This is a genomic window from Acinetobacter sp. Tol 5 (genome assembly GCF_019702905.1).
GTDB classification, from domain to species: domain Bacteria; phylum Pseudomonadota; class Gammaproteobacteria; order Pseudomonadales; family Moraxellaceae; genus Acinetobacter; species Acinetobacter bereziniae.
Genome location: NZ_AP024708.1, coordinates 2,714,622 through 2,736,212, shown reverse-complemented (window position 1 = coordinate 2,736,212; position 21,591 = coordinate 2,714,622). Strand labels below are relative to the sequence as shown.

At 35.3% G+C, this 21,591-nt stretch carries 21 protein-coding genes, 1 tRNA gene and 1 pseudogene; 15 read left to right on the top strand and 8 right to left on the bottom strand.

Translation table 11 applies throughout. The annotated features are described in order from the left end of the window. Positions 1-62 precede the first annotated feature (62 nt). A complete protein-coding gene (locus TOL5_RS12765; RefSeq protein WP_228740287.1) occupies positions 63-908 on the top strand; it encodes a hypothetical protein in 846 nt (281 codons plus the stop codon). 61 nt (positions 909-969) lie between these two features. Here TOL5_RS12765 and trmB read toward each other — a convergent pair whose 3' ends face one another. The 3 genes from trmB to TOL5_RS12750 form a co-directional block, all read right to left on the bottom strand. Next, complete coding sequence (gene trmB / locus TOL5_RS12760; RefSeq protein WP_004831127.1) at positions 970-1,686, bottom strand: tRNA (guanosine(46)-N7)-methyltransferase TrmB; 717 nt, start codon at positions 1,684-1,686, stop codon at positions 970-972. A gap of 194 nt (positions 1,687-1,880) precedes the next feature. Then, positions 1,881-2,435 carry a lipocalin family protein gene (locus TOL5_RS12755; RefSeq protein ID WP_004831126.1) on the bottom strand — a complete coding sequence of 185 codons (555 nt, stop codon included), beginning with the start codon at positions 2,433-2,435 and terminating at the stop codon, positions 1,881-1,883. A 154-nt stretch (positions 2,436-2,589) separates the two neighbouring features. After that, positions 2,590-3,498: a LysR family transcriptional regulator gene (locus TOL5_RS12750; protein ID WP_004831125.1), complete on the bottom strand. Its 909-nt coding sequence runs from the start codon at positions 3,496-3,498 to the stop codon at positions 2,590-2,592. A gap of 92 nt (positions 3,499-3,590) precedes the next feature. Here TOL5_RS12750 and TOL5_RS12745 point away from each other — a divergent pair, with 92 nt between their 5' ends. The 5 genes from TOL5_RS12745 (at position 3,591) to TOL5_RS12725 (ending at position 7,493) form a co-directional block, all read left to right on the top strand. Next, complete coding sequence (locus TOL5_RS12745) at positions 3,591-4,013, top strand: PACE efflux transporter (RefSeq protein WP_009583960.1); 423 nt, start codon at positions 3,591-3,593, stop codon at positions 4,011-4,013. Between the two features lie 240 nt (positions 4,014-4,253). Further along, positions 4,254-5,513 carry a putative DNA modification/repair radical SAM protein gene (locus TOL5_RS12740; RefSeq protein ID WP_049044248.1) on the top strand — a complete coding sequence of 420 codons (1,260 nt, stop codon included), beginning with the start codon at positions 4,254-4,256 and terminating at the stop codon, positions 5,511-5,513. Next, positions 5,514-6,293: a TIGR03915 family putative DNA repair protein gene (locus tag TOL5_RS12735; RefSeq protein ID WP_004831122.1), complete on the top strand. Its 780-nt coding sequence runs from the start codon at positions 5,514-5,516 to the stop codon at positions 6,291-6,293. Between the two features lie 153 nt (positions 6,294-6,446). Then, positions 6,447-7,037: a Type 1 glutamine amidotransferase-like domain-containing protein gene (locus TOL5_RS12730; RefSeq protein ID WP_221260385.1), complete on the top strand. Its 591-nt coding sequence runs from the start codon at positions 6,447-6,449 to the stop codon at positions 7,035-7,037. An 18-nt stretch (positions 7,038-7,055) separates the two neighbouring features. Then, on the top strand, positions 7,056-7,493 hold the full coding sequence (locus tag TOL5_RS12725; protein WP_208474512.1) for a hypothetical protein: 438 nt from the start codon (positions 7,056-7,058) through the stop codon (positions 7,491-7,493). A gap of 439 nt (positions 7,494-7,932) precedes the next feature. Here the strand turns inward: TOL5_RS12725 and TOL5_RS12720 are convergent, their stop codons facing one another. Then, positions 7,933-8,742, bottom strand: a complete 810-nt coding sequence (locus TOL5_RS12720; protein ID WP_121774996.1) for a siderophore-interacting protein — start codon at positions 8,740-8,742, stop codon at positions 7,933-7,935. A 574-nt stretch (positions 8,743-9,316) separates the two neighbouring features. Between TOL5_RS12720 and TOL5_RS12715 the strand changes: the two genes are divergently transcribed. Next, positions 9,317-9,393 (top strand) — tRNA-Ile (locus TOL5_RS12715). A gap of 88 nt (positions 9,394-9,481) precedes the next feature. On the opposite strand, the gene TOL5_RS12710 is transcribed toward TOL5_RS12715, so the two are convergent. Then, positions 9,482-10,276: a hypothetical protein gene (locus tag TOL5_RS12710; RefSeq protein ID WP_019384227.1), complete on the bottom strand. Its 795-nt coding sequence runs from the start codon at positions 10,274-10,276 to the stop codon at positions 9,482-9,484. A 100-nt stretch (positions 10,277-10,376) separates the two neighbouring features. On the opposite strand from TOL5_RS12710, the gene TOL5_RS12705 reads away from it, so the two are divergent. From TOL5_RS12705 to TOL5_RS12690, 4 genes are read left to right on the top strand one after another with little or no spacing between them, the layout of a single operon-like run. Beyond that, positions 10,377-10,616: a helix-turn-helix domain-containing protein gene (locus tag TOL5_RS12705; protein WP_019384228.1), complete on the top strand. Its 240-nt coding sequence runs from the start codon at positions 10,377-10,379 to the stop codon at positions 10,614-10,616. Between the two features lie 51 nt (positions 10,617-10,667). Continuing rightward, positions 10,668-11,120: a hypothetical protein gene (locus tag TOL5_RS12700; protein ID WP_019384229.1), complete on the top strand. Its 453-nt coding sequence runs from the start codon at positions 10,668-10,670 to the stop codon at positions 11,118-11,120. Between the two features lie 4 nt (positions 11,121-11,124). Beyond that, a complete protein-coding gene (locus TOL5_RS12695; RefSeq protein ID WP_019384230.1) occupies positions 11,125-13,422 on the top strand; it encodes a hypothetical protein in 2,298 nt (765 codons plus the stop codon). Between the two features lie 11 nt (positions 13,423-13,433). Further along, positions 13,434-16,916 (top strand): hypothetical protein, encoded by a 3,483-nt coding sequence (locus TOL5_RS12690; RefSeq protein WP_221260384.1) that lies wholly within the window; start codon positions 13,434-13,436, stop codon positions 16,914-16,916. Positions 16,917-17,463: 547 nt separating this feature from the next. Here the strand turns inward: TOL5_RS12690 and TOL5_RS22490 are convergent. Continuing rightward, positions 17,464-17,772: pseudogene (locus tag TOL5_RS22490) on the bottom strand (IS5/IS1182 family transposase); the annotation flags it as partial. Between the two features lie 282 nt (positions 17,773-18,054). Between TOL5_RS22490 and TOL5_RS12685 the strand changes: the two are divergent. The 4 genes from TOL5_RS12685 to TOL5_RS12670 all read left to right on the top strand — a co-directional run bounded on the left by TOL5_RS12685 (position 18,055) and on the right by TOL5_RS12670 (position 19,780). Continuing rightward, positions 18,055-18,345 (top strand): hypothetical protein, encoded by a 291-nt coding sequence (locus TOL5_RS12685; protein WP_019384232.1) that lies wholly within the window; start codon positions 18,055-18,057, stop codon positions 18,343-18,345. Positions 18,346-18,440: 95 nt separating this feature from the next. Continuing rightward, positions 18,441-18,746 carry a hypothetical protein gene (locus TOL5_RS12680; RefSeq protein ID WP_019384233.1) on the top strand — a complete coding sequence of 102 codons (306 nt, stop codon included), beginning with the start codon at positions 18,441-18,443 and terminating at the stop codon, positions 18,744-18,746. A 329-nt stretch (positions 18,747-19,075) separates the two neighbouring features. Next, positions 19,076-19,351, top strand: coding sequence for a hypothetical protein (locus TOL5_RS12675; RefSeq protein ID WP_026094076.1), 276 nt, complete (start codon positions 19,076-19,078; stop codon positions 19,349-19,351). Positions 19,352-19,615: 264 nt separating this feature from the next. Further along, positions 19,616-19,780, top strand: coding sequence for a hypothetical protein (locus TOL5_RS12670; RefSeq protein ID WP_019384235.1), 165 nt, complete (start codon positions 19,616-19,618; stop codon positions 19,778-19,780). A 625-nt stretch (positions 19,781-20,405) separates the two neighbouring features. Here TOL5_RS12670 and TOL5_RS12665 read toward each other — a convergent pair. Then, positions 20,406-20,588, bottom strand: a complete 183-nt coding sequence (locus tag TOL5_RS12665) for a hypothetical protein (RefSeq protein WP_019384236.1) — start codon at positions 20,586-20,588, stop codon at positions 20,406-20,408. A gap of 99 nt (positions 20,589-20,687) precedes the next feature. Then, positions 20,688-21,437, bottom strand: coding sequence for a metallophosphoesterase family protein (locus TOL5_RS12660; protein WP_019384237.1), 750 nt, complete (start codon positions 21,435-21,437; stop codon positions 20,688-20,690). Positions 21,438-21,591: the final 154 nt, after the last annotated feature.

Genomic DNA, 21,591 nt, shown 5'->3' with positions numbered 1-21,591 from the left:
TTATGATTTGTTTTCAGAATACTGTTACTTGAGGTGGTAGAGAGTGAGTTAGAGAAATGTTTATGACAGCTCAGTTGAATGTGCTTACGCAGTTTTTATCTGATCATGCTTGTTCAACGACGGTGATCAATCATTTAAATCAGAAATTTGTTAACTTTGAAGCAACATTATTACGTGCCAAAGTTTTGCGTGAGTTTTCTGAAAAAAGACATATATTGATTATCCAATCTGAAATGACCACCAAACAAACAGATTTTGCCTATTTGTTTGCGCCGTTTATTTTGGCAAATTTAAATCAAACCGTTTTGTACACCTCGCCACTAACAGACCAACTTCAAAGTCTACTCAAGCCTTATTATCAAATTGAAAAAACCATAAATTTAACTGAAAAAGATGAAACTGTCCTAGAAAGCTTAAAGTTACGTCTTGATTTTCAGGATCAAGCATTAATCGAGCAGGACTTTATTTGTTTTGAGATGTTCAACGCGCTGACATTGTCTGAAATACAGACCATTTTTTTAATTACAGATTATCCAATCGACATCCAGGGACTATATGAAATTGAGCGTTATTTCAGAATTAGAATTTTTCTGATTCGCCCACAGGATCATCAACTACAGAGCTCATTTCAATACCAAGCAGATGACTTAAATATGCAACAACTGCTTTTTAAATATAAAGATACTACGCATATGGCATTATGCCGAGAATTCTCTGAAATGAATGCGAGGATTTTAACTTTATTAGGGCTTTATGATAATTATCGAGCGCAAAATTTAGTTGAAGATATGTTTTATTCTGAGCACATTTATGAAAAATTGTCTGTATATGCTGAATACATGCAAACAAAACTACAGAACAATGTGTTGAGCCCGAAATTCAAGTCCGTATCGAGCTTGACGATGTAAAAAGACGTAAAAAAAGCTGTAACGATTGTTACAGCTTTTTTGATGGCGAAGAAATTCTGATTTAGTTGATTTTTTTGAAAATAAAGTCATTGATTTTATGACCTGATTCAATTCCACGGCGTTCAAACTTAGTTTGTGGGCGCCATTCTGGACGAGGATAACTGTTGCCTTTCCCCGCAAGATTTTCTAGGCGGGGGCGATTATCCAAGACATCAAGCATCCATTCAGCATACGGTTCCCAGTCTGTTGCAGCATGAAAAGTACCACCAATTTCAAGTTTTTCTTCCACCAATGGCATACGATCATGTGACACAAAACGACGTTTGAAATGACGTTTTTTCTGCCATGGATCTGGAAAATAAAGCTGAACAGTATTGATACTATTATCAGGCATTTCACGAAGCACTTGAATTGCATCTGCATCTAAAACACGAAGATTTTTGACTTCTGCCATGCCTGCTTCATAAACGCACTGCGCAATACCGGGAACATGAACTTCAATTCCAACGAAGTTACGCTCAGGATTGGCTTTTGCCATCAACACTAAAGAACGCCCCATACCAAAACCAATTTCTACAGTCAGTGGGCGTTCCGGATGTTCAAAATGCTGTCGCAAGTCGCCAACAGGGTATTCCAAAATTAACTCACGATGTTGCTCAAGTGCAGTACGTTGTGAAGTATTGAGCGGCGACGATCTGCGCATAAACGTCACAATTTCGCGGTGTTCTTGCAAATTGTCTAAGTCAACAATTTGTGCTTCGATTTGATCGTTTGACATGATTTTGGTAATACTGGAAATCTAAAAGGCGTATTGTAAGTCCTGAGCATGCCAAGTCAAATTTTTTATGGTCAGACTGATTGTATTCAAGCAAAAAATCGAGTCTGATGCTGAATGAATAAAAATTCGATGCTTGAAATTTTGTTCATTCGCCGTTTTAACAAGCATGCCTTTATAAATTTTCCAAGTCTTTACTATTTTTGCTTGGTGTAAATTAAATCTTTTAAGTCATAGCCTAAGTGTTGTGCATAATTTAAATATTCTTCAACAACTACAGGATCTAGTTTTTGAGAACGGCTGAGTAACCAAAGATACTTTTTGTTAGGTGTTCCGACTAAAGCCACTTGATAGTCTTCATCAATTTTTAGAATCCAATAATCACCGCGTCCTACAGGTAACCAACGTAAAGCTTTCGGTAAAAATGTAACTTTTAATTTTGAATTTACAGGTGCATTTTGTACTTTAGCGACCCCAATCGATTGCTGAAGTTTTCCATCTTGACTATAACAAGTATTATCCACTCTAATGCTTCCATTTTCATTTAATGAATAATGAGCAGTTACGTTATAATCACATTTTTTCTGAAAATAGAGGGGTTTGCGAGCGATTTCATGCCATTGCCCCAAGTATTTATTTAGATTGATATCTTTAGCTGTTGGGATTTTTTCATGCTCTGAATGAGCGAGTGCAGCAACACTAAGTAACGCAATTCCACTGACTAAGGTAAATACCCTTAATTTATTATTCATAACAAAGCCTTATCTGTTTTGATCATTCAATCAATATACCTAATGATGGATAAATGTGGATTATGTATTGTAAATTTACTTACAAGTCATGTAATTGAAGGATGAAATTTAGAAACTTCTCAACTTTATTTAAAGCTATATTTGATCGTTAAATTTAAGCATTATGGCAGCTATCCTGATCTAAACTTTGTCTGATCAATTCGATCAGTTCTCGAGTAGCTTTAGGGAGTGCTTTATCTTTTAGCCAAATCAAATAAATCGGGACAGAAAGTTGGTTATAAGTATTTTTAAAATTAATTTGAATTAAACGCCCCTCCTCAATATATGGTTTGACCAGTGAATATGGAAAGTTTCCCCATCCTAAACCTGCTTCAACCATATCAATAGCTGTTTGTAGATTATTGGTCCTCCAGTAAGATGCACCAATTACTGGTCTTAAGTCAGTAATATCTAAATCGGTACTCGCCACAATAATTTGACGAATATTGATCAGATCTTCGATATAAATAGGGTGGTTGTAGTGAGTGATTAAATCATGTTGAGCAGAAATAGTTGCAACGACGGTTTCCAAACTAACCAATTGCAAATGTTCTTGTATTTTAATATTTTGCCCAGAACCTGCCAAACAGATACTGATTTGCTCAGAGTACAATAAATGTAAAATATCATCTTGGGGCGCAGTAATGATTTCAATATTTAATAAAGGATATTTGCAGGCGAGTTGATCAATTGCACGCAAAAGCTTCTGATTATTTACATCCGATACCACACCTATTTTTAATATGCTTTCTAGACCTAAAGAAAGTTCATAAGCATGTTTACTGAGTTGTTTTAATTGTTCAGAAATTATGCGAGCTTGTGGAGCTAATGCCAGTGCAGTTGCTGTTGGAATGACTTTTCTTGGTGTTCTTTCAAAGAGTTGTAAGCCTAATTCAGCCTCAATATTGGCGATTCCCATGCTTACTGCTGATGGAACCCTATTTAGGGCACGAGCGGCAGCTGAAAAAGAACCTGTATCAATGACTTTGACAAACAATTCAATATTTTCACTGGTGAAATTCATAGTTTGGTATCAGCTCAACTGAAAGCTATTATCTTTATCTATTATTATAACTGAAATTAAAATAGCCTTTCTTCAAAAATTGAGATTGATATATGCAAGGGTTTAAACGTCGAGTGATTTATGTGAGTAGTTATGAAATCATCGGATTGACAATTTCATCTTTAGGTCTTGCATTACTTTCAGGGACTCAATTGAGTCATACGGGTCCATTGGCGATTTTTATTACGACCATTGCTGTGAGTTGGAATTTTATTTATAACCTTATTTTTGAGGCTTGGGAAAAACGTCAGCTTTCACGTCAACGTACGGTAAAACGTCGTATTGTTCATGCTATTGGCTTCCAACTGACCTTAATTGTATTTTTAATCCCCTTGATTGCGTGGTGGATGAAAATCAGTTTTCTTGATGCATTCCTGTTGGATGCAGCATTGATTGTCATTATTCCTATTTATACATTTATTTTTAACTGGTCATTTGATCGAATCTTCGGACTGCCACTTTCAGCACAAGCTTAGAAGAACATTGACTTTACTATTGAGGCTTGCCCATCAACATGAATGGGCAATGTTTAAATGTTTTAAATTCATCGTATATTTCTAGTTTTCATTTAGAAGTTTTACTTGATAATTTACTGTAAAAATAATGGATTATAATTTATACGTCAGCTCATGTCGTGATGATCATTGGATCAATATTTTACAGCCTTAAGAGTTTATATAATGACTAAAATTCATTGGTAAAATTGAGTTTAAGTCATGACAGAACGTATCAGAGAAAAATTGCAAATTTTGGCAGATGCTGCAAAGTATGATGTGTCATGCTCGTCCAGTGGAAGTCAACGTAAAAACAAAGATAAAGGGCTTGGAAATACTGGTTCTGGTATTTGTCATAGCTATACCGAAGACGGGCGATGTGTTTCCTTACTTAAAATCTTATTTTCCAATGTATGTATTTTTGACTGCTCTTATTGTGTTTCTAGGCGCTCAAATGATGTCAAAAGAGCGGCATTTACTGTGCAAGAAGTCGTGGATTTAACCATTAATTTTTACCGAAGAAATTATATTGAAGGGCTATTTTTAAGTTCAGGAATTTTTAAATCTGCTGATTACACCATGGAACGTATGTTGCAGGTGGTGAAAAAACTACGCCTAGAAGAAAATTTTAATGGCTATATTCACCTTAAAACCATTCCAGGTGCGTCACAAGAAATCATTCATGAAGCTGGGCTTTATGTTGATCGTATGAGTATTAACTTGGAAATGCCGACCGAAGAAGGGCTAAAAAAGTTTGCACCAGAAAAAACGCATGATGAGGTACAAAAAGATTTAGGCATTGTACGAGATCGATTAATTCAGTTTAAAGATGAGAGAAAAATTATAAAGTCTGTGCCTAAGTTTGTGCCGGCAGGGCAAACCACACAGATGGTTGTGGGAGCACACAATGAAACAGACCAAGATATCATTCTCATGGCAGATCATCACTATAAAGAATTTAAACTTAAACGGGTCTATTTTTCAGGATATATTCCAATCAATGATCAAGAAAAAGCATTGCCTGTTGTTGGTTCTGCACCGCCACTATTACGTGAGAATCGTCTGTATCAGTCCGATTGGTTAATGCGCTTCTATGGTTTTGAGGCAACAGAAATTGTCAATGAAAAACATCCGAATTTAGATTTGGATATCGACCCCAAACTGAGTTGGGCATTACGACATCCTGAGCAATTTCCTGTAGACATCAATCGTGCTGAGTATCGTATGATATTGCGCGTACCTGGTATCGGTGTACGTTCAGCCAAAAAAATTATTCAGGCTCGACGTTTTGGGAAGATTCATATCGATCAAATTAAGAAAATGGGTATTGCATATAATCGTGCTGTCCATTTTATCCGTTGTGCTGATACGCCTGCCTTTGTAAAGGATCAATTACCGAGTCAGATTCGTCACCAAATATTACAAACTGGTCAATCAAAATATACGCAACAACTTTCACCACAGTTGGACCTTTTATTTTAAATGGCAAAGTATATTTTTGATGGAACGATGACTGGCTTATTATGCTGTGTGTTTCGTGCATTTCAGTTTAAAGAGCTGGATGTCTTGATAGCCAGCCAAAATAGTCTTCAATCCAGTTTATTGGATGAAACGATTTTTGTTGAGTCTAATGAAATTCACGCTGATCGCGTGTGGAAGGCATTTAAGCAAAAGGTTTCATCTAATACATTGCGTAATTTTTATTATACTTTTTTATCTGAGCAGGAAAGTGCATTTCAACATTTATTTAATTTGAGTATCTACGTGTTTTCATCACATCGACGTGTCGATGCTGATTATGGTCATGCAGATGTGCTTGCAGTTTCTAAATGGGCGAAACAAGTGGGGCGTGAGAAGCACCGTATGGAGGCTTTTGTCCGTTTCAAAAAGTGTAAAGATGAATTATTTTTAAGTTTGGTACGTCCTGATTTCAATGTTCTTCCATTGATTGAAAGGCACTTCAAAGCAAGATATCAAGATCAACGTTGGCTCATTTATGATGAGTTGCGGAATTTTGGCATTTATTATGACTTAAAAAATATTCATCAAGTCAGTATGAATGTATTTGAGATTGATCAAAATATTGCTAAGGGGACCAGTCAGGATTTTAGTATTGAACTGGATGACGATGAAATTCTTTATGACCAACTTTGGAAAGACTATTTTAATAGTGTCAATATTTCGGCACGTAAAAATATCAAACTTCATATTCAATATGTTCCCAAACGTTATTGGCGCTATATGAATGAGAAACTGATTTGAGCATTGTATTTTTACATAAAATCCGTCGCTTTGCTGTGCTATGATAAAGTTGGACTGATTTGAATATCTAGATTTATTGTCTTCATTTAAGATTTTGAATTATTTAAAAATTAACAATATTTTTTAATATAACCTGAAAATAGAGCGTTCATCATGAAAAACCTTTTTCTAGCAGCTTCTTTTGCGGATGTTTATTTGGATTTTGCACAGCATATTGATCAGCCTCTAATCGGTAAGTCTGTTACATTTATTCCGACTGCAAGTAAGCCTGAATCAATTACATTTTATGTCGAAGATGATAAAAAAGCCTTTGAAAAGCTAGGCATTCAGGTTGACGTTTTACATATAGATGAGCAAGACATTCAGTCAATTGAAGCGACGCTAAATCGGAATGACTTTATCTTTGTTTCAGGAGGGAATCCCTTTTATCTCTTACAAGAATTAAAACGATCTCAGGCTGACAAAGTTATTTCAAAGTTGATCAATCAGGGAAAGCCTTATATAGGCAGTTCCGCTGGCTCTATCGTATTGGGACAAGATTTAGACTATGTCAGAACAATGGACGATGCTTCAAAAGCACCTTATTTACAGGATATTCAAGGATTGGGGTTGATCAATTTTTCAATTTTACCGCATTTTAAAGATGAACCATTTTCAGAAATTACCACACAGATATTCAATGAGTTTTATGCTAAACAGGTTTTAGTTCCACTCACCAACCAGCAATTTATTTATATCAACTGATTATTTTTTAGGTCATCGATGAAATATTGTGGTTTGATTATAATTTTAAGTTCTTGTTTGATTGTACAGGGATGTAAAAAGAAATATATCCAAGATTTTAAATATGAACGCGTGAATCAAAATATATGTGCGCTGAAGCCCCAAGCCATATTCAATTCTGACGATTTCTCAAGGCTTGATATTGTGTTTTTATATGCAAACGGAAATGTAAACGATGTGTTGACAAGCAAAGTTTATCAATCAAGTTTGCACAACTTAGAGAATCATCAGCAAAAATATATGTTTTGTTTGAATCAGCTAGATTTTTTCAAAGATTATTTAGAAACCCAGATTCGGATTGAGCTCATACAGGACAAAATGATTAAGGAATACGAGTTTCGTAATTATTCTTGTGTGTTACTGCATCATACACAATTAAATTTATCAAAGAATAAAGCCATGAAATATTGTGATTAAGACTTGAACATATTAAAAGCGTAATTGGAAGATTGATTGTGATACTTTTTATTTTATTAGGTCGGAGCTTTTTATAAGCCTGCTCGCTCAACGAAAGATTTTTGTTATTCAACAAGATTTTCATTACATCGCTTTTATTGATCAAGGTAAGTCATATTTTACGGTATGAGTTTTTAATAAATTGGCTCTATCATTAAATATGAAATAATGATTAATTTGTACTTTTTTGAATGAGGAAATTACTTGAAATGTTGAAATGATTCACAATCACAAACCAGTCTCATTTTTTGATTTATGCCAGATGCCTATTCACCGATATTTTAATTTACACTGAATGATTAAAGTCTCTACACAGAGAACGAGCATAGAGACTTTTGTTTGAACTTCAATCAGTTGCACTGTAATAAATCAATTGAGATATTGGACTCACAACATTATTTCAATCATCAACAACTTTAGAAAATCGCTCACTGTCTGCTTTACCAATTTGCCAATATGAGCATGCATAACAATCTTCTTTCCCCCAGTCACTTTGTTTTCTGAGAATATTCCGACAAGCACGTACAGCTTGTAATTCAGCGGTGATGTGTGCATAACGACTCGGCGGTAGATTGATCAGCTCTGGATGTTTCGCTAACTCATCTGCCAATAAGCTTTGCTTCAAGGGCGTAGGGTTATATAACCATATTTGTTCTAAATCAGCTTGTGTTTTTAATTCGATTCGATCTGCGATAGTTGGTACTTCTGCAATCACATAAGCTTTGCTACTTGTAGGTAATGTTTTTAAAATTGCTTGTGTAACAGCTAAACCTGTACTATCCGTAATAATCAGATAATGTTGAAGCCCAGTGGGAATCAAGTCTCGTGTCGCAGTAGACATGGTGACACCAATTTGATCACCTCGTTGCGCACGATCAGCCCAATGACAAGCAACCGTATCTGTACCATGCATTGCGAACTCAATGGTTAAAGTTTTATTGATTAGATCAATATCACGATGGGTATATGTGCGAATTTCTGGCATAAGGGTAGGATTGTTGACGATCCATTTACGTTGATCAAAATCAAAATCTGGAAGCTCTATTTCACTTTGGTCAGGTCTTGGAATAAAGACTTTATTGTTATCGCCAATACTTGTATGTTTGAATTTATCCGTATCTACACAGTCAAAAATGATACGAATATAGTTGGGACCTAAATATATTTTTTCCTTCACTTGAATAAAAGTACGATGTGCATTCAAAGCCATGATTCATATTGCTCAAGTAATAACAATTATCATTATCGTATATGTTTTTGAATAGAAGTGCCACTATTACAGTAATAATTCCAAAGTTTAAAAAGTCAGTAGGCTGAATAAATTTGTGTCTTATCTTCGTGATTAAATGAATAAATCCAAAATTAATTATTAAAAACAATAGCATAAGATTTAATTTGTTTTAAAAATAACCAAACTCATATTCACTATCGATATTGAATGTTTTAGACTTTAGTCTTGGTTAAGCAACGAGCTTAAAATTTTAACAGTGCGCAAAAGGATTGCAGCGTGTTTATGACCTTATTTATTGTGATGATCTTTGTCCTTATGCTGATTTGTTTATGGAGCGGGTTGGAAGTTTATTTAGATAAACGTAAAGATCATCACTAGTCATTTTGGTGTAATCGATATTGCAAAGTACAGTTGCTTTGTCATAATTCGCTGAATTCGCTCTCTAATGTTCAAAAAACATGCATTAAATCTAAGTTGTTGTTAAAGTTCTTGTAATTCAATTTTATTTTCGCTAGTATTCTTTCTCGAAAATACTCTATCGTCAGTATTTATAGGGCCTGTAGCTCAGTTGGTTAGAGCAGCGGACTCATAATCCGTTGGTCCCGTGTTCAAGTCACGGTGGGCCCACCATATAAAACAACCACTTAGGTGTACTAATCCTAGGTGGTTTTTTTGTTTTTAGATTCTGGTAAGCAAATGGTAAGCAGATGAAATCAACTTAAACAAACAGTTTTTTGTATAGTTCTACTAGGTTTGGATCTGTGCTTGGAATGAAGTCTTGAAGTTTCGGGTGAATGCGGAAATCTGCTTCGGCTTGTGTAGATATCTCTTTAACTTCATTAGACCAGTTTTTCCTTCTGTATTCTCGCCAATTTAATTTAATTTTGAGTGGTCGACTGTATCCTTTTAATTCCATAAGGAATATCTGATCACATAATTCATCAAATAAAAAGACATGTGAACGATGGAAGTGAGGATTTCTTTTTAGTAATAACTCTAATGAATTTATGAGAAGTGAACAGCAATCATTAGAAAGAGCGGTACTATTAATGGTTACTCCCCAGTGATGCAATAAATACAATGTACATAGGCTGTCGAGTGAGCCATAGCTTGCTATATGTTCTAAGCAACTCTTATCAAAGTCTTTAATACGTCCATTGGATGAAATGAACTCTAAGATATAGTGAGGTAAAGTAGCTAATTCTAATAATATAAGATCTTCATCAAATATTTGATATTTCAAAATTTTCCACAGGGGATGGTTGATAATTTGAGATGAACCAATACATTTAGATTCAACATTAATTATCTGGTATTTTTGTGGTGTGGATAATCCAAATTTATACTTTTTAAATAAGCTCTGTACCTTGTGATCTTTTTGGTATCCATAAAAAAATTTTTCCATATCATAATCATTTTTATATCTACCAAAGCTTACTAACTGATTATAAAAAAAGTCATACCAACTTATTGTTTTTGCAAAATCTATCCTAGTTCTTAGCGGGCGGCCCATGTATCACTCTGATTCACTCAAGTACAACTCATCTTAACTGAAAATTTGGCAAGAAAAACATATTTTTGCAAAGTATTATTCCAAATTGATTTGTGGTGTTATGACTCTAAATCAACAAGGACACAAAAAAATGTCATTTAAGCATAAACATAAGCCGATTACAGATGATCGGCTTTTATTGACCACTAGAGAGACAGCTAGGCTTTTAGGGTATGCAGAACAGACTTTACGTAAGTGGGCTTTATATGAAAATGGCCCAATTAATCCTATTAGACATGGACGTACTCTTCGTTGGAGTAAGGCGGAAGTCTACAAATTTGCTTGCTTAAAAGAAGACTGATTTTGAAGATGGTATGGACTAATTGCTCATACCTATTTACTAGGTTTCAACATGCAAAAAAAATCATTTGAAGTTCTGATCAAACTCAGAGCAGTTTTGATATTAGATTTACCAGACTTTATTCGAGGTTTTATCTTGAATCTTAAAAACAAGCTGGATGCTTACATCAAAAGAACTCTTAACACGGGGGCGAAATCGAATAAAGCCGTTGATGAATTTGAGGTCCTAAAATGGTTAATCCATAAAATTCCTCTAGATCTGCAACAGGTCGACAAGCACAAACAGAAACATGTGCATGCTGTGCTGTTTACCTGTTTTTTTACTCAATTATCCGAAGCCTTAGGTCTGCGGTTATCACAGCATATGCGATCGGATCCAAATCTGCAGCGTCATGTTCAATTGAGTGCCAGCACCTATAAAAAATACTTCAAGTTGCATAAAGACTTGAACCTCAAGTTAGAGCAAAACCTAATTTTCAATTTTTACCCTAAAAAATTATGGTGATTTTATGAGTCAAAATGATAAATCGTCAGAGTTAGACGAAGAAACCAAATTATTGGAAGCATGGATAAATCAGTCCCTGAGCGACAAAAAACAAATTTTGAATCAGCTCTTGGCGCAAGATAAGCAGGTACTGGAATTGTATGTTGCTGCTCACGATATCCATGTGGTGATTAAAGACAATCGGATGGTGACACAAAAGAAATTATTGGCAGGCTTAACTCAATGGGCTAAAAGTGCATCTATAGGAGAACTAAACGACCAACAAAAAGCAGCATTCATCTATTCCTATCTTTTGACTGCAGTCTTGTGCGAAATGCTGAAGGGAATCATCTTGTTAGAGCCTCAGGCTGAAGAGAAAGAAAGACGAGTTATTTTACATAAGTGTGAAAAGAACAATAAAATCAATACAGTATTTTATGATTTAAAACTGTTGTTGCAAAAGCAGTTTTCTCACGCTGAGGAAAATAAACAACTGTATGCAGACATCACGCAAAAACTCCAGGGGATGGATGAATTTAATGCCAATGAGTTAAAAACTCTTTTAGAGCGCAAAACAATAAAAAACGATTTTGAACAGCTTAATCTCGGCCGCCATATTCAACAATTCATTATTGTTTGTAATGAACTCATCAATAGTAAGTTAAATTCATCGTCAATCAATGTTCAGGCTTTAATCGACAACATTCAAAAGCGCATGACCCGCACATCTCATTCTGGCATATCTTCGTTTGATGTGGAGAATGATGATAAGGAACAGGATACAGAGGCCAATGTTGTCGATCCTGAACAGGATGAGATCGCCAAGCGGGTGAAGGGGAGTTTCTCTGACGACAAACAGAAACAGCTTGAAAAGCAAGCTAAGCGAATTCAGCGACGTGACTTAGCCTGTAAAACTAATCCGCTTTATCTGAAACCCAGTTTATTAACTGAGGTATATCAGCGATTGCACGAGTGTTATCAAGAAAATACGAGAAATGATGCATATCAATCGGCTCTAGCTGTGTGTGGTCTGATGTGTCTCTTGACCGGTCTGAGTCCAACGGTCTTTCAAAAGATCAAGTATTTGATTGGTATTGGTAGAATTAAAAAAAAATCAGTCAAAAAAGTCATCCATTATTATTGGGTGATCGATCCTAAGTTGAATGCCAATCATTCCGGTGCCATGCAAGATAAAGCACAGCGTTATAATCGGGCCTTAACCCTAGAATGGCGCATACCAGCACCCTGGATCACCAGTTTAGAGGCTTTAGAGGAACCTGAATTTTGTGTGATTGAGTACAATAATTTTTTGCGGGAAGTCTTTAAAGAGCATCAGATTGGTGAAATCACCTGCGGGATTTTAGAGCTGCAAATCTATTTCTATCTGGATATGGAGACTGGTGATAACCTAGTCGCACACTTGTTGGCTAATCGAGATACTCATCATATCGTGCAATGGAACTATGAAGGGCGTCAGATCGATCAAATCGACCAGCATTTTCAAGGCTATATTAATGTTCTATTAGACCGTAGAAAAGGTGATCCATGGATTGAGAATGAACACCCTGGCCATATTTTTCATCGTGAGGAACGTATTGGTAGTCAGCGATGCTGGACTGTAGAGGCCGCGAGTGAATTTTTTAATCAGCTTTATCATTTTGTCAAAAACACATTAGCCAATACTCAAGCGAATCTGATCGAGAAGCTGAATGCTTACAGCATTTGGATGTGGCATCTTTCCTTAATCTGCCTGACGGTACGTCCAATAGTCGGCATGCCGGGGTTACTCAAACATTACGATCCTAAGGCACAACTGCTTTATGTGCATGATAAAAAAACTGATTCACGAAAAGTAGGACGTCCTGTTCCTGTTACAGGCTACTGGCAGGATCATTTCAATGCATATCGAAAATATCTGACGCAAACCATCGAGACACTCGGGATAACTAGTTTTAAAGTGAAATTGGAAAACGATGGTTTTATGCTCTATGTCATCTCACATCCTCGGATCAAGTCCCAAAAAGGTCAGGTGAATCTTGCGGAAGTCGTGGAGCATTTGGAGTTACAGCCCATGTCTGCTGATTTTGTCACGAATTACCTTAAAGAGACCGTGCAGATTTATAAAAACTGGCCAAGGCATTTCACTAAAAATCATCTCGCCTTGAGTGGTGACATTCACAATACGCTATATACCCATGATAAGCAAAGCATGGGATTCAGTCACATTTCTGGATTAAGCCCTTATCTCTACAAACACGACATTCAGCAGCAAGTTAAAAGCTTGCTCAACAAACTAGAAATCGCAAAGCTTGAAGTGCTTTAAAGGACCATCTTGTGCTTGATACATCACTCGTTACGCAATTAGAAAATGCCATTAAAAGAGAAATCGCCGACATTTTTAAGGAAATTTCTCAGCTGATCACTGCTACATACACAGATGTAAATTCTGACCTTGCTCAAATTGATTTTAAGTGGCTTGATCAGCAAATTCTGGACAAGTTCAATATCCATAGAGCAGTTTTAGAGCAGCTCTGCCAAATATCCAAATTTAAGGACAATGCTGCAGATTACCTTCAATTCTGTTTTAAACAAGTGAAACGGATTTGTAACGAGAAAAACCAGCAGTGGCAAAAGGATTACCCTTCCTATGCCGAGAGCTATGAGATTAAGTTGCCCGATTGGATAGTCTACACATCTAAACGTCTAGACAACGTTTTTTCAGGACGAAAGTTACAGCAGGGTACTATGCTCGTCGAGGTAAAAGAAAAACTGTATGTGAATTGGGCGGATTATCTCAAACAACAAACTCAAGGTATCCTCTTATACTCTACGGCTAAAGAGCAACAAAAATTAGTGAATACCTTGTTTGAATGTCTGTGTATTTCATTAATTTTTGATCAGGGATGCATGCAACCTGAACGACTGATAGCCATTCATGATGCGATTTTTCATATGAACCTGGATAGTGGCTTGCTTCCGATCTATTCAGGTGACGAAAAGGTTCAAAAAGCTTATGTCTTTTCATACACGTTGCCCTCGACAAAGTATGGCAACATCTATCGTCAGGATGGCGAAGAAGAGGCGGAGTTATGGCAAACCCAAAACATTTATTTCAATGCCTTTGCGATGCTATGTTATCGACGGATTCAGGAGCTAATTAATAGATCGCAAGGGCATGAATTACAAAGCACTTCGCCATTGCTGTGCTGGGAAAAAGAACAGAGTGAAATTGAAACGGGGAATCAGCCTGAAGCCTTACTGCTAGAAAAACTTAAAATCCATTTAAACATTGTACTGAATATGGCGGAGGAGGGGGACTCTAGAAAAGGACGTGAGGATCAGCCATTTGCACAGCTTAATCACGTGAAGCTATTTTTAAAAGGCTTGGAAAAGACCGGTTTTGCCATTTTTAAGCATATGGATTATGTCTTGTGGCAAGAGATTCCTAATCTGGATGTGTTAAGTACCAGTGTACTGAACAATCAGATCATCACTTCGCCTTTAATCTATGAGCAGTATACACAGCTCTATGATCAACTCGATAACTGGAAAACCATTCAGACCAGAATTAGAAACCTTGGCAAAAATAACCAATTTTTAGAATTGGAGATGCCTACAGTTACAGTCAAAACATTTCATGATCGACGAACCGGTCAACGCCATGAGCTGAAATCCTGGCTTTTATCTTTTCATTGGGATATCAAACCCAAACAGCTTGCGGATCAACTCCAAGAAAAAATATATAAATCTGAGGACTATAAATCTGCGTATGAGGCTGGAAATGGCGAGTACCTGGATTATGTAGTGGCTATTGCACATTTACGTGTGTGTCAGTGGTTAAAAAACGAATTTGCTTATCAGGAGGGGAAAGGAGCGATTAAAGTCTCCACGATCAAGCGTTACTATAGTAGTTTCGTGCTTGACTTACTTTGTTATGTTCTAGAGAAACAGATCAATCTAGATACAGCCACTGAAGAGCAGTTTGAGGAAATGTATCGCACGATTGTTGAAGAAAAACTGCTGAATGATCAGAAAAATCATAAAACGACCGCCCAAACCAACAACAATAAAAAATACAATACCTCGGGTTATGCCTTTGATCGGCTGAAAGCCTTTCACCAATACTTAGTCAAGAATCATCGTGCACCGATTGTGCAATATTTATATGAACGTCAAAGTGACGGTTTATTTTTAAAAACCAGACTCATTAGTCCGCAGATGTTTCAATTGATGATACGGATTCTTAGAGAATACCCAGAAGCTTTGGGGCTGACTGAGCAGGATGCAACCTGTCTAGAATGGGTCTATACATTGGCATTTAGACTGGGCTTGCGTATTGATGAAGCTGCCGGGATCTGTATCGATGATTTTGTATCTCCGCAGTTACGAAAACATCCTGACAATCGACAGTTCTATTATGTGTTTGAATCCGCTTTAGATCAGCAGAAAGACGATCGATCTGACCATAAAATGAGAAAAACAATGGGTGATATTGATGATCTCACCCTTAGGATTCGTCTAAATTCTGAGCGTGATCTGAAAAGTGATAATGCCACGCGTCAGTTTGATTTAGTTCATTTTTTAGCACCGGACGAGTTCACAGGATTTTGTCGCTTTTATCAAAACCAGTTACCTGGCTCTAAAGCGACTGCAGCAGTCTGCAATAGAAAAATCAAACAGCTCTTTATGCTGGGTGAACAACCTTTATCCAGTACAAATTTATCAAAAATTACCCAGTTGCTGTTTAATACTGTATTAGGGACAAACGATCATCAATATACCTTTCATGCTTTCAGGCATAGTACCGCTTCACATTTGGCTATCCTTTTAAAAGGCAGCATAGCACTGGTACGTTGTTTTACTGACTATGATTCCGAGTTTGGGCGTAAGCTTAAAAAGCACATTTTACCCAATATGAAGGATGCTTCATCGCGTAGTGCACAAGCCTGGTCTCGACTTGCGCATCTGATGGGGCATGAAGACATTCGGATCACTGCAAGACATTATCTGCATCATCTGAGTATCCTGATTGCTGACATGTTTTATCAAGCAAACCGTGAATATTCACCTCAATTGATCAAGGCATTATTAGGCGATAGTCAGTTGATGCATCGCGATTTCAAAGTTGAATTTCAGTCGAATGAAAGAGATATTTTAAAATTGATGAAGAAGATTCATTCACACACAGAAAATAATTCTCAAACTTCTGCATTAAAGAGCAAGAAAAAGCAGAAGCAGCCTCAACAGCAGGAAGTGTTTTTATACCGTGAAACATTTTTAGATGAATACCAGAAGTGGTCGGAAAAAAAAGAACAAGCAACGATCGATCCTGAAGTATTGAAGTTCATTCAATCGATCAGCCAGCCGTTTTCTCTCTATACAAATCACTTCAAAAATGATGCTAATCATGAGGATATTATCGGTTTTACTTGGAGTAAAATGGTGACATGGTCTACTCTCTATGAGATTGAGCAACCTTTTAACTTAAATGAAAATGTAAACCAGAAAGATCTTAAACATTTTTTTGATTGTTTAGAAAATAAAATTTCACTTGAAAAAGATCGTCCTATTTTGAACTTTAAGGCATCATCTAAAAATGACTTGATTGACTATCAAAGATTCTTAGATTTTATCAATAAAATTTATTCAAAAGATTCAGATAATTTTGAATCGGATAAATATGATCCGAGTGAATTTAATAATGTAAAAATCGGAGAGGAGAAAATAAAAAAATATAAAATATGGAATAAAAAAGATAATAATTTTATTCAAAAGATGCTGTTGCAAAGCGTCTTTTACAAGATGAAAGAGTGCTGAGAGTATCAAAAAAGAGTGCTGAGAGGTTCTATCAGAGGTTTAGCATATGAACGGAAATTTATCAAAAAAAATACATTGAAAACATATGGATATTGTTTTTAACTTTGCAACTTGGTTTTTCTTAGTATTTCTTTGCAGATAATCTGGTTTTTTGCGCTCAAAAATGGGGAAGTTTAGGGGGGGATTTCACCCCCATTTTTAGCATTTTTGAGTGGTTTTAGACAGAAATGCAAATCTTTTTGAGAAATTTTTTAATATTTAATCTTTGTTAAAGTTAATAGAGGTATCTCGAAATTATTGTTCATTTAAATAAAGTATTTTATTGGTTTTAATGTGATCAATTGGATTAAGTGTTAATTTATAGTAAATGGAGTTTTTATGGTTGTGAAAATCTATTTTAGGGGGTTGATTTTAATTGATTGAAAATTTTTGGTATTTTTAAAAGGATGATTCTAGCTTTTAATTTATTTAGTAGGATGCTGTTTAAAACCTAAGTGCTGTGGTTACATAAAGAATAGAAAGATGGAATTACTCTAAAAAATATAAATTAGAGATATAACTCTTTCAATAATTTGATGCAACCCAACTTGGTTTCCATCAGACTTTTGCGATGATCACCTGACTACTTTTTCCAGAATGTTCTTCCTAGAAGTTTGAATGTTTTTAAGAATTCATTTACTTATAAAGATCTCTATTTTTTATCTTTCCATGATTCTATGTTTTTTTAGCAGAGTACAAGTATGTGCCAGTCGATCTAAAATGACTTGTCTGTAGCATTTCGTATCATAGACTCCCCATCGGTATATAAGGATTCAATGTGCTCCTCAGATGAAATGTGATTTAGTAAATCACCAGGGGGAGTACCTGATATTATTTGTTGTGAGCAGTGCCTTTTAGGAAGGTTGTAGCAATATTCTAATGTGGAGCTTGCGCCATGGATATTGATATTCAGGTTGATGTTTATAACGTTTCCACTCAACTTACGTATTTTGAAATTTTGAATCAATCAATTTTTTGAATTTTTTAGGTAGTATACAAGAGTTGTCAAATGGTGTGATGCAATTGAAATAGTAATCTCAGCGTTAAATAATTTAACAGATTTAGAAATCCCATTAATTGAAAAATGGAGGCGAACTAAATGAAGGATACGTATATAGAGGCAGATCATTGTATTCAAGAAGCTTTGCAAGGGAGTATTGTCCACTTAAACGATAATTTATATTTAGTAAGTGCTGAAAAAGCCTTACAGCAAGTCCTTATACCTGAGCATGTTTGCTGTACAGCACCATACTGGATCATTGGATATGAGTTGCCTAAGCCGATTCAAAATAAACAGGAGTTAGAGTCATTATTTGCATGGCATAACTTTTTTATTGAATTTGCCAGCAATGCTGATGAATTTAAAGATTTCAATCCTAGAGATGAGTGATTAACCCTTATAGTGTCTTATCCATTCTAATTTTTAAATTTATTAGTGTGAGTACACGATAACTTCAGTCTGAACTGGATATAAAAGGATGATTTGTGACTAGAAGTGTAAAGAAGCAACTCAGTTTCTTTTTAATCGTACTTTTCGGAGTGATTAGCTATAATTATGTAGCTACTCGCCCAGTAGAAAATACAGCGGTGAATTCCAACGTTCGAGAGCGTGAGCGAGCATTTATACAAAAACGCGCTGAATACATAAAAAGTCACGGCGAGACAAGTATAGCTGAGCAAGAAATTAATAAAGAATTGGCACTCAGAAGAGGGTATTCTTTAATTTTAATGAGTAGTTCATCTTCGTTTCAGAGTGTTGAAGAGCCAGACATTGGGCAACCTGTAAAGTGAGGTGAATATTAGGTGAGATTGTATTGCTTCTAAAGAGAGAGCAAACATAACCGCTGAATCCTCAGTGAAAAAGCATCAAGATGAAGTAATAAAAGATAATTATCTCAGGTTGATACTAAATGCAATTCATTATCTTCCTATGAAAGTCATTAGAACTGATCGAAATATAATTTAGTTTCTAGAGGATTGATTTTAAATACAATGATCAAACTTTATTTCATCGCTGTGATTTTAAAGGGGGGATTATCGGATAGCTAGATCATACCTAATTTCAATTTATGTCGTAATTTGTTAGTCTTAATTTCAAATAAACAGCAAGGAGATAACTGTTGTCTAGAAAAATAATAATGACTACAAATGAAAGGCGTCTACATGCTCTAAATCAAATGCGTGCTAGCTACCGTGGCGAACAGCTTCTAAAACAAGATAGAATTAACCACATTCAACATGGTGTAGTCGTTCAGTCTCATGAAATTTCTCTCAATGATAGAGATCATACTCTGTGTGATGATTTATCAATAGAAATAGATGAATGTGACATCTTAAAACAAACGTCTGAGACTATGTATGCAACTACAGGCGATACAATTTGGTTAAGTTTTTAAATTTACATTAAAAGTTATGATGCGATCTTAATGAGAGAAGTTCAGAGTGTCTTTAGGAAGTGCTCAATGGATATTTCTTGTTCCACGCAAAAGACACCATAGTGTTTATCCATTTTTATATCTCCTAAGTTAACTTTATGTTAGCTTTAGAGCGAATCGTTGCCCATTGTTTTGGCTAGGATCAGATGACGTTACATTTGACCATGATTTTAAGCATAGCTTAGTGATTTCTATATAGACTTTATAACTGAGTAGGGATATAAAATGTCAGAAGATAATTCAGATTTGATTACTCTAGAAATAGATTTGACTACGATGCAACTCGCTAAAAATGCGGCTTCTGCTTTAGGTTATGAATCCGTAGAGAAGTATTTAATTATGTTGATCAAAGAGCATTCACCCCAAATATTAAATAAAGGCTCAAATTAAATTATTTAATTTTTTTATCACTGAAAGAGTTTTTGATAAAGTTATGTGATTGTATTTTTAAGCATATTGGTTTGAACAAATTAATTTCTGTACATAAGATGAAATTGTTGCAGCAAAACTTATGACCATGCGTAGGGAACCTGAATTCTCATAGGTAAGAAGTTATTGTTATAAAGTGCTGAAATTTCTTATAGGCTTTATTTTGCCCATTTTATGGTGGGTTACATAAGAGGTTTTTAAGCCGATCATCAATATGAATGCTTTTCCTAAACCTATTTAGCTCGTCACCATTTTGCCCTAGGAAAGCGAAATGAATAGCTAAAAATATTTGGTGAAAAATGAGTCAGCCTATTATAAATACTTCTTCCAGTTTTCCTTTACGAGGTGTGCAACTTTTAAGGCAAGATAAAATTTAACTGATTCAACATGCTGTAGTCATTCAGTCGCATGAAATTTCTATTAAAGATAGTGATCATACTCTGTGTGATGATTTATCAATAGAAATTGATGAGTGTGACATCTTAAAACAAACGTCTGAGACTATGTATGCAACTACAGGTGATACAATTTGGTTAAGTTTTTAAATTAACATTAAAAGTTATGATGTGATCTTAGTGAGAGAAGCTCAGAGTGTCTTTAGGAACTGCTCAATAGATATTTCTTGTTCCACGTAAAAGACACCATTTTGATCTGCTTTCATTTTTTTAATTGAATTACCTTGAAGTTTATTGATCTCGAGTAGATCTTTAAGCATTTGTTCTGAAAGTTTATTCCTTCTATCATTTTCTGAATCTAAATGAATTGACATGAGTTTCTCCTAATTCATGGCGAAGAATCTAAATCATCAGTTCTACAGGAATTTTGATATTAGAGTTGATTTAGATTGGTTCAACTCAAGTATGACAACTTAAACTTCGATGATCAAATTTTCTCTAAATCCATTTTTTCCCTGCTCCTGTGGATAACCTAAAGGATTGATTACTAATCTACATCCGTCGACTATAGTATCCACTGATGTGTGGGTATGTCCAGAAATCCAAAGTTTGAAGCCTTTTACATCTAGGTCATTAATAAAATAGGGATTGAGGGCTGATGCAACAGGATGCGTACCCCAATATGGATCAAGACAAGCTAAATGAGGCGGGAAGTGCGTAATGACAATCACATTATCTTTATCCTTAAATTGCATAATATTTTGATGATATTTTTTAAATAGTTCAATGTAGTCATTAGCAGTTATCGTTCGATGCTCACTGCCAATCATGATTTGATCAAAATCATAAATCGATTGTTCAGCATCTTTTTGAGACTGTAAAAGTACGCTAGGAGATGTAAGTGGGGAATTGGAGCGGAAGTTCGTAAATAATGTGCCGCCAACAAATATTTTATCTCGTATTTTGATATGGTTATCATCAAGTAGTGAATTTTTAGGGTAATTTTCTTTCAAGAAATCTACGATTGAATTGTAGTTAGAGCTGTAGTAATCATGATTACCTAAAACAAAGATAAATTTTTTATTCAGAGATTTACATTTTTCGGCAAACTCAATTGCACCACTTAAGCGATTAGAAAAATCTCCAGCATGAATAATGACATCAGCTTGCTCTGATATTGAATATTTAGAATTGTGAGTATCCGATAAAATTTGCAGTTTCAATCTACTTCCCTTATTAAAATACGCCGTTCAAATATATACATCTTCATTCGAATAAGTTTACATCAACTAAATATTAGAAATTATAAGATACTCATCTGTATTCTTAAGCCTCTAAAAATATAGGTAATTATTTTTGAATCAATTGATCAAATAT